The sequence below is a fragment of the Flavobacterium tiangeerense genome, from assembly GCF_007830355.1.
GTDB lineage: Bacteria > Bacteroidota > Bacteroidia > Flavobacteriales > Flavobacteriaceae > Flavobacterium > Flavobacterium tiangeerense.
Map to the genome: position 1 here is coordinate 1 of NZ_VLKO01000020.1, position 3,124 is coordinate 3,124.

Genomic DNA, 3,124 nt, shown 5'->3' on the forward strand with positions numbered 1-3,124 from the left:
AACACTTGCTGTGCTATCGCCTACTGAAACCGCTACTGGTGTATCGTTTACTGCTACCAATGGGTTGCTCACCACAACTGTTGCTGTACCGGTGTTACAGTTCGTTGGTACTACATTCAATCCTGTTGCTGGATTGGCCTCGCACAATTGATAAGTGATGCTGTACGTACCACTTGGGGTATTAGGCGCAACAGTTACTATCCCATCAGCATTAATACTCAATGGACCAGTGGTTAGCGGTGTTACATTGGTGTTAGTTGTTGTAGCTGCAACTAAGTTAAATATATCATTTGTTAGGGCATTTAAGGCCGTTACAACCGTATTGTTTGACCCAACAGTTACTGATGGATCGTCTACTGCATCTATTGGATTTAAAACTATAATGGTTGCTGTTGCTGTATTACAATTCGATGGTGTTACAGCCAATCCTGTTGATGGATTAACTTCACACAATTCATAGGTAATACTATAACTTCCACTTGGTGTATTTCCTGCTAATATTACTACACCATTTGAATCTATACTCAATGGACCTGAAGAAACTGGTGTAACATTCGTATTGGTCGGACTTACTAAAACAGTATTCAAAGTATCATTATCTGTTACATTAAACACTACTTTTGGATTTACTCCTGTGTTTACTGCAACTGGATTATCATTAAGTGCATCAATTGGATTTAAAACAACTACTGTTGCAGTAGCGTTTGTACAATTTACAGGGTCTGCTCCCGTTTCACACAACTGATAAGTGATACTATAGGTTCCAGAAACTGTATTAGGTGATAGTGTCAAATTCCCATCTGCATCAATACTCAATGGGCCTGTGGTTATTGGTGTAACATCTGTATTTGCTGATGTAACTGCTGTTCCATTTAAACTATCTGATCCATTACCGTTATTAGATAACACACTTCCAACTGTTGTACCAACTGTAGTACTTGGAACTTGTGTTGAGAAAGTATCATCAAATGCTACAATACTATTACTAATAAGGATTTTTGCATTGGCTATATCGCAGTTACCTGAATTTATGACTTCACATATTTGGTAAAAAACCATATAGGTGCCTGAAATCTGTCCTGAAGGTACCGTTATTGTACCGTTACTATTCAGTACGAATCCTGTAGGCGTAGTTCCACTTAATGTTAAATTAACATCTGCTGGATTTAAAACTACTCCATTAAGGGTATCGTTATTCAATACTGATGTAGTAGTGCCTCCAATACCACCTGTATATGGTATTGCTGTAAAATCATCAACAATAGCATCAACTGCTGCTTGGAAAACGTTTACTGTTACTGATGCGGTGCTGCAATTAGCCGGATTTGAACCAATTTCACATATTTGATACTCCAGAGTTTGAGGTCCTGCAGGTGTACCTGGTGCTATTGTAATGGTACCGTCTGGATTTAAAGTTAATACCGGATTTAAAGCTGTAGTTGTCAAAATCACATCAGTAGGATTGATAGGCGGAATTCCACTTAAAGTATCATTCCCCAAAACAGATCCTGTGGTAGCGCCTGGAAGCCCTCCAGTTGTATCAGGATTTGCTACTATAGCATTTAAAACTACAATCGTTGCTGTTGCTGTTGTACAATTTACAGGATTTGCTCCTACTTCACATATTTCGTATGTAATTGTATATGTACCTGAAGGTGTATTTGCTGCCAAAGTTATATCTCCATTACTAGCTATACTTAATGGTCCTGATGTTTGGGGTGTAACATTAGTATTAGCATCTGTAACTGGATCTCCATGTAAAGTATCATTTGCAGTTACATTTAGAACAACTTTAGCAACTGCAGCAGTCGATACCGTAATAGGTCCATCATTTACTGCAAGTAACGGATTCTGAACTACAACTGTCGCTGTAGCAGAATCACAATTGGCTGGACTTGCCCCAGATTCACACAACTGGTATGTTATTGTATAAGTTCCAGAAGCTGTGTTTGCTGCTAATATTAAATTACCGTTAACATCTACACTTAAAGGCCCTGTAGTTATTGGTGTTACATCACTATTAGTTGCTGTAACGAATACTCCATTCAACCTATCATTTGATGTTACAATTTGTACGGTAACCGGCGTAGTAGCTGACGCAATTGTTGTTGGGCCGTCATTTACCGCATCTATTGGATTTAAAACTACTACAGTAGCTGTTGCATTATCACAATTCGATGGGCTTACATTCAATCCTGTTGATGGATTGGCTTCGCATAATTGGTAGGTGATGCTGTACGTACCACTTGGTGTATTGGCTGCAACGGTTACTATTCCGTTAGCATCAATGCTCAATGGTCCTGTCGTTAAGGGCGTTACATTGGTATTGGTCGTAGTTGCTGCTAGGTTACTTAACGTATCATTTGTCAATGCGTTCAATGCCGTTACTACCGTGTTGTTTGATGCAACGGTTACCGATGGATCATTCACTGCATCTACTGGATTGTTTACCACGACTGTGGCTGTAGCGGTATCACAATTTGCTGGGTTTACATTCAATCCTGTTGATGGATTGGCTTCGCATAATTGGTAAGTAATGCTGTACGTGCCACTTGGGGTATTGGCAGCAACGGTTACTATTCCATCTGCATTGATGCTCAATGGTCCTGTGGTTAGTGGTGTTACATTGGTATTCGTAGTTGTCGCCCCTAGGTTACTTAAGGTATCATTTGCTAATGCGTTCAATGCTGTTACAACCGTATTATTTGAGACTACAGTTACTGATGGATCGGTTACAGCATCGATTGGATTGTTTACCACAACTGTTGCCGTAGCTGTACCACAATTAGCTGGGGTAGCTCCAACTTCACATAATTCATACATAATAGTGTACGTTCCGGTTGGTGTATTTGGAATAACAGTTAGATTTCCATTTGCATCAATACTCAATGGACCTGAAGTTACGGGTGTGACATCAGTGTTTGATGTAGTTACTGCCGTACCATTTAGTGTATCATTGGACAATACATTACCGCCTGTTGAAAGGATGTTATCATCATTGACACAAATTACATTAAAAATAATTATACTTGATGATGATGGCGAAGTACATCCTGCTGCATTCGTTTGTGTAAAGGTATACGTTCCTGCATTGGCGGTTACTAATCCTGTACCCGATATACTT

At 39.5% G+C, this 3,124-nt stretch carries 1 protein-coding gene; it reads right to left on the bottom strand.

The genetic code is table 11. From position 1 onward, the window contains the following. Window positions 1-3,124, bottom strand: a 3,124-nt coding sequence (locus IQ05_RS15385) for a beta strand repeat-containing protein (protein ID WP_394345211.1), incomplete at both ends; no start/stop codon positions are given.